Origin of the sequence: Nocardioides bruguierae (genome assembly GCF_023554635.1) — a bacterium.
Classification (GTDB): Bacteria; Actinomycetota; Actinomycetes; order Propionibacteriales; family Nocardioidaceae; genus Nocardioides; species Nocardioides bruguierae.
Genome location: NZ_JAMJPH010000015.1, coordinates 23,911 through 29,910, shown reverse-complemented (window position 1 = coordinate 29,910; position 6,000 = coordinate 23,911). Strand labels below are relative to the sequence as shown.

5 protein-coding genes and 1 tRNA gene are annotated in these 6,000 nt (G+C 72.2%); 4 read left to right on the top strand and 2 right to left on the bottom strand.

All coding sequences use genetic code 11. The features are described 5' to 3' along the window. Positions 1-15: 15 nt before the first annotated feature. Entirely contained in the window at positions 16-318 is a 303-nt protein-coding gene (locus M8316_RS09015; RefSeq protein ID WP_250053892.1) for a WhiB family transcriptional regulator, read from the bottom strand. Between the two features lie 559 nt (positions 319-877). Here M8316_RS09015 and M8316_RS09010 point away from each other — a divergent pair. Next, positions 878-3,307, top strand: a complete 2,430-nt coding sequence (locus M8316_RS09010; RefSeq protein WP_250053891.1) for a transglycosylase domain-containing protein — start codon at positions 878-880, stop codon at positions 3,305-3,307. Positions 3,308-3,402: 95 nt separating this feature from the next. On the opposite strand, the gene M8316_RS09005 is transcribed toward M8316_RS09010, so the two are convergent. Next, complete coding sequence (locus M8316_RS09005; protein ID WP_250053890.1) at positions 3,403-3,867, bottom strand: GatB/YqeY domain-containing protein; 465 nt, start codon at positions 3,865-3,867, stop codon at positions 3,403-3,405. A gap of 26 nt (positions 3,868-3,893) precedes the next feature. Between M8316_RS09005 and M8316_RS09000 the strand changes: the two genes are divergently transcribed. From M8316_RS09000 to M8316_RS08990, 3 genes are all read left to right on the top strand, one after another. Continuing rightward, positions 3,894-4,877: a metallophosphoesterase gene (locus M8316_RS09000; RefSeq protein WP_308195982.1), complete on the top strand. Its 984-nt coding sequence runs from the start codon at positions 3,894-3,896 to the stop codon at positions 4,875-4,877. Between the two features lie 102 nt (positions 4,878-4,979). Then, positions 4,980-5,053, top strand: a tRNA-Pro gene (locus M8316_RS08995). A gap of 150 nt (positions 5,054-5,203) precedes the next feature. Beyond that, the gene (locus M8316_RS08990) at positions 5,204-5,887 is read left to right on the top strand and encodes a hypothetical protein (protein WP_250053889.1); all 684 of its coding nucleotides are present in this window, start codon (positions 5,204-5,206) and stop codon (positions 5,885-5,887) included. Positions 5,888-6,000 lie beyond the last annotated feature (113 nt).

Below are 6,000 nucleotides of genomic sequence, written 5' to 3'. Positions count from 1 at the left end.
GGGGGGCCGGCCGGTTCAGCGACCGACCGGAGCGGCCGTGCGCGTCGGAGCGCTCGGGTTGGTGCGTGCCGTCTCGAGCACCTGGCGCCACGAGGACGCCGGCTTGCGACGGAGCAGGGCACGGCGCTCACGCTCCGTCATGCCGCCCCACACGCCCCACTCGATCTGGTTGTCGAGGGCCTCTGCGAGGCACTCGGTGCGGACGGGGCAACCGCCGCACATCATCTTCGCCTTGTTCTGCTCGGCGCCGCGCACGAACAGTTCGTCCGGCTGCGCCTCTCGGCAGGCCGCCTCAGGCGCCCAGTCTTCAACCCACATGATGTCGTCCCCACATCATTCCAGGGGCCCGCGACCTCCACCCCCATGGCGGTCGTCGGACCCGTTACTTGTCCCTGGTTAAAGTTAAACCGCCGTCGTGCCGACCTTTGCAGGCACGAATTGCCCAAACCTTCTAGTCCGATATGACTAGTCCGAGTGCACCCCCGGAACCCTGGGGGATCACCGCCGGGCGACCGTCGCGTTACGGCAACGTTTCAGAACGCTGCAACACCCGTTGCAACCGTTCCCGACCTGGATTCTGACCAGGTCAGACACCCACCGGGGTTCCGGGCCATGCCGCTCACCCCTGCGGGCTGACCCACAGGGCCACCCAGGCCGGGCGCAGGTTTCACCGGACGCCGGTGCACGGCCGTGGCCACGACGGCCTCGGCCCGCCCGGTCCGGGTGGTACCCCCACCTCCCCGACCGGGCCAGCCCGACCGGGCCGGGGCCCCGCGGAGGCCCCGTGGACGAACCTGTGAGACGCCTGCGCGGGTCCTCCGCCGGGGCGGCCGCGACGACGCGGCCAGGCTGGGGGTGCTCCCGTACCCTTGCGCCCATGTCCGCTTCCCGCACCGCGGCCCGGATCACCTCCCACCTCGGGGTGATGGTCGCCGTCTCCGTCGTGCTCGGCGTCGTCGTCGCCGGTCTCGCCATCCCGTTCGCCGGCCTCGTGGGCCTGAGCGCGCAGGGTGTCGCCGAGACCATGGACGACCTCCCCGAGGAGCTGGAGACCGGCGACCTGGCCCAGCGCACCACCATCCTCGACGTCGACGGCAACACGATCGCGACGCTGTACGACCAGAACCGTGTCGAGGTGCCGCTGCGGCAGGTCTCGCGCACGATGGTCAAGGCGATCCTCTCGATCGAGGACTACCGGTTCTACGAGCACGGCGCGCTGGACGTGAAGGGCACGCTGCGTGCCTTCGTGACCAACCAGGCCTCGGGCGGCACCGTCCAGGGCGGTTCGTCGATCACGCAGCAGCTGGTGAAGCAGACCCTGATCAACCAGGCGGCGACCGAGGAGGAGCAGGCGGCGGCCACGGCGGACACCTACGCGCGCAAGCTCACCGAGCTGCGGTACGCGGTCGCGCTGGAGGAGCAGCACTCCAAGGACTGGATCCTCGAGCGCTACCTCAACATCGTCTACTTCGGCGACGGCGCCTACGGCATCCAGGCGGCGGCCAAGCACTTCTTCAACGTCAACGCCAAGGACCTCAACGTCAAGCAGTCGGCGATGCTCGCCGGCATGGTCAAGAACCCCTACGGGTACGACCCGACCAACGACAAGGCCCGCGCCAAGGACCGTCGTGACGTCGTCATCCAGCGGATGGCGGACCTGTCGGTGATCAGCCAGAAGCGGGCCGCCAAGCTGCGCAAGCAGGGCCTGGGCCTGGACGTGCAGAAGAACCAGAACGGCTGCGTCTCCGCGACCGCCCCGTTCTTCTGCGACTACGTCGTCAACTACCTGGTCGCCGACTCCGACCTGGGGCGCTCCGAGAAGGCGCGTCGTCGCCTGCTCTACACCGGCGGCCTCACCATCCAGACGACGCTGGACATGGACTTCCAGAACGCCGCGGACACCTCCGTCTCCAACGCCGTGCAGCCGACCGACGGGGCCATCGGCGGCCTGGCCATGGTCGAGCCGCTGACCGGTGACGTGAAGGCGCTGGCGCAGTCCCGTCCGATGGGCCGGAAGAAGAAGCAGGGCGAGACCTACCTGAACTTCGTGGTGCCCAAGGAGTACGGCGACTCCAACGGCTTCCAGCCGGGCTCGACGTTCAAGCCGTTCGTCCTGGCCACCGCCATCGAGCAGGGCATCCCGCTGAACACGCAGATCGCCTCGCCGCAGACGATCACCCTGCCGATCAGCTCCTTCCGCGACTGCAGCGGCCCGATCCAGAGCACCCAGGACTACGAGGTCAACAACTCCACGGGCTACGGCACCTACACGCTCTACACGGGCACCCAGCAGTCGGTGAACACGTTCTTCGTGCAGCTCGAGCAGCGCGTCGGCATCTGCAAGCCCTACAACCTCGCGGTGAAGATGGGCATCCAGAACCTCAAGGGCAAGACCGCCCGCAGCCTGTACGAGGTGCCGGCCTTCACCCTGGGCGTCGCCGACACCAGCGTGCTGGAGATGGCCGAGGCCTACGCGACCTTCGCCGGTCGCGGCGTCCACTGCGACTCGCGCCCGGTCACCTCGATCACCGGCCCGAACGGCAACACGGTCAAGGAGTACGACTCCAGCTGCGAGCGGGTCATGCAGGCCACGACCGCCGACGGCGTCGCGGACGTGCTCCGCGGCGTCATCGAGGGCGGCTTCGCCTCCGCCCAGGCGCTCGACCAGCCCGCGGGCGGCAAGACCGGTACCACCCAGAGCGGCCGCGCCGTCTGGTTCGCCGGCTTCACCCGCAACATGGCGGCCGTCTCGATGGTGGCCGGCGTGAACAACCTCGGCCAGCCCGAGTCGCTGGTGGGCAAGTACCTCAACGGCCGCTACGTGGCCTCGGCCTCGGGCTCCACCTACGCCGCGCCGATCTGGGGCGACGCGATGAAGGCGATCGACGACCAGCTGGCGAACGAGAACTTCGTGGCTCCCACCGACGCGGTCGTCAACGGTGTGCAGACGACCGTCCCCTCGGTCTCCGGCATGACCATCGAGACCGCCCGCCAGACGCTGAAGGACGCCGGCTTCGGCGTCTCCGTCGGCAGCTCGGTGAACTCCTCGCTCTCGGCCGGCCTGGTGGCCTACAGCTCCCCGGGCGGCGGCAGCACCGCCGCGGAGAACTCCTTCGTCATCCTCTACCCCTCCAACGGCGTCCCGCCGGTCGTGAACACCCCCAGCACCGGTGGCAACAACGACGGCGGCAACAACAACGGTGGGAACGACGGCGGCGGCAACAGCGGCGGCAGCAACAACGGGAACGGCGGCAACAACGGGAACGGCAACGGCGGGGGCAACAACGGCGGCGGCAACAACGGCTAGCCGCCACCCCGCCTGACGCGACAGGGCCCCGGACCGATCATCGGTCCGGGGCCCTGCTCGTCCTGCGGTCGACGCCCTCGGTCGCCGCCTCGGTCTCAGGAGGCGCCGAGCTGCTTCTTCACCTCGGCGGCCACCGCGCCGCCGTCCGCGCGACCCTTGGTCTGCTTCTGCACCACGCCCATCACCTTGCCCATGGCGCGCATCCCCTCGCCGGCGGCGCCGGTGGACTCCACCGCGGCCGCGACGATCGCGGCGACCTCCTCGTCGGTCAGCTGCTCGGGCAGGTACTCGGCGATGACGCCGGCCTCGGCCTCCTCGCGCTGCGCGGACTCGGCCCGTCCGCCCTCGGCGAAGGCGGACGCGGCCTCGCGGCGCTTCTTCGCCTCGCTGGTCAGCACGGTGACGACCTCGTCGTCGGTGAGCACCTTGGCGCTCTTGCCCGCGACCTCGGCGTTGGTGACGGCGGACAGGACCATCCGCAGGGTGGAGGACCGCAGCTCGTCGCGTGCCTTCATGGCGGCGGTGAGGTCGGTGCGGAGACGGTCCTTGAGAGTGGTCATGGGCGCCATTGTGGCAGCCTGGCCTCGTGCGACACACGTCGATTCCCGCCCCGCCGCGCCTGCTGCGCGACGCGCTGGCCCGACCGCTGCCCACCCCCGGCCCCGCCGTGCTCGCGGGCCTCGGCCTGGCGGCGGCCGGCGGCGCCGCGCTGGCCGCCGGCGCCGCCGAGGCCCGCCGGTACACCCTGCGCCGCCACCGACTGCCGGTGCTGCCCGCCGGGGCGGACCCGATCCGCGTGCTGCACCTCTCCGACATCCACCTCACCCCGGGCCAGGAGCGCAAGCGGGACTGGCTGACGCGGCTCTCCGCGCTGCCCGTGGACCTCGTGGTCAACACCGGCGACAACCTCTCCCACCAGCGTGCGGTCGGCCCGCTGGTCGAGGCCCTCGGCCCGCTCCTGGATGCGCCGGGCGTCTTCGTCCTGGGCTCCAACGACTACTTCGAGCCGCGCGTGCGCAACCCGTTCCAGTACCTGCTGCCCGACACCGGCAAGCGGCGCACCGACGTGCCGGAGCTGCCGTGGCGGCACATGGCCGCCACGTTCACCGGTCGCGGGTGGCTGGACCTCACCAACACCACGGGGCGGTTGAGCGTGAAGGGTGTCGACCTGGCCTTCGCGGGGGTCGACGACCCGCACCTGGCCTACGACGACCTCGCCGCGGTCGACGACGCCGCACCCGTGGACGCCGGCGTGCGGCTCGCCGTCGCGCACGCGCCGTACCTGCGCGTGCTGGACCACTTCGCGCAGCGCGGGTGGGACGCGATCCTGGCCGGCCACACCCACGGCGGCCAGGTCTGCCTGCCGAACGGCCGGGCGCTCACCACCAACTGCGACCTCGACAACGCGCGCGCCCGCGGACTGCACCGGCACCCGGCCGACTCCCGGCCCGGCGACCCCGCCTCGTCCTGGCTGCACGTGTGCGCGGGGCTCGGCACCAGCCCCTTCGCCCGGGTGCGCGTCGCCTGCCGCCCGGAGGCCGTCCTGCTGACCCTGGAGCCGGTGGCCTGAGCGGGCGCGGGCCGACCCGTCCAGGGATGCTCCCCGATTGGGGGCCGACCACGCCGCTGGGCTATGCTCCCGTGCTTGTGAGCCACCGTTGGTGGAGCACATCGGGCTGTGGCGCAGCTTGGTAGCGCGCCTCGTTCGGGACGAGGAGGCCGCAGGTTCAAATCCTGTCAGCCCGACCCTCAGGTGCCCCGGCACCGACAGCAGGGCCCGGACCCACGAGAGTGGGTCCGGGCCCTGCGTGCGTCTGTCCTCCCCCCTCCCCCCGGGCCCACCGCGGGACCCCTGGGCGTATGTCCTCGCACCGTGGCGCGTGCCACACTGCGGGCATGCCTGACTCCGAGCGCGACAAGCTCGCCGCGCCCAGCCTCGGGCGCCTGCTCGGCCGCCGCCGCGGCGCCGACGCCGCGGCCGACGAGGACGCGGCGGACGAGGGCGCCCCGGGCCCCGGGGGGACGTCGGGCCCGGACGCGGCCACGACCGAGCAGCCGACCCTCGTCCAGCCGGCGCCGGAGCGCGAGCCCGTCGCCGAGGCCCGGCCCCAGCCCGTCCCCCAGCCCGACCCCCAGCCCGAGCCTGCGGGCCCCGGGCGCCGCGAGCGTGCGGGAGCGGCGCTGGCGGCGGGCCTGGAGGGCGCCCGAGGCCTGTCCCCGGCCGCCGTGGCTCCGCTCGCAGGGCTCGGCTCCGGGGCGGTCATGGTCGCGCTGGTGGCACTCTCCTCCCAGGGCTGTCGCGCGGCGCTGGGCTCGAGCAGCTGCGGCACGGGCTTGGGAGCCACGCTGCTGGTGCTCGCGCTGGTCGCGGGGGTCGTGGCCGGCGGGCTGCTGCTGCGGCTCGTCTCCGCACCCCAGGCGGTCGCGACGGCCCTGCTGGGCACCGGCGCCACCGCGGTCGTCGCCGTGCTGCTCGCGGACCGGCTGCCCAGCCCCTGGCTGCCCCTGCTGCTGCTCGTCGTCTCGGCCGTGGCCTACGCGGGCGCCCAGCGACTCACCGAGGCCGCGGAGTCCGCCTGAGCCGTCCCGCCTGCCGGGCGGGAGCCCACTCACGCGCGAGACTGGTTCGCATACCTGCACCACGATTTATATTCTGACTATTTCGCCCCCACTGTTCACGTGAGTGAATCCGA

Excerpts from the sequence above, each read along its gene's own strand:
- M8316_RS09005 (WP_250053890.1), bottom strand. The coding sequence starts at position 3,867 with ATGACCACTCTCAAGGACCGTCTCCGCACCGACCTCACCGCCGCCATG.
- M8316_RS08990 (WP_250053889.1), top strand. The coding sequence starts at position 5,204 with ATGCCTGACTCCGAGCGCGACAAGCTCGCCGCGCCCAGCCTCGGGCGC.
- M8316_RS09015 (WP_250053892.1), bottom strand. The coding sequence starts at position 318 with ATGTGGGTTGAAGACTGGGCGCCTGAGGCGGCCTGCCGAGAGGCGCAG.
- M8316_RS09010 (WP_250053891.1), top strand. The coding sequence starts at position 878 with ATGTCCGCTTCCCGCACCGCGGCCCGGATCACCTCCCACCTCGGGGTG.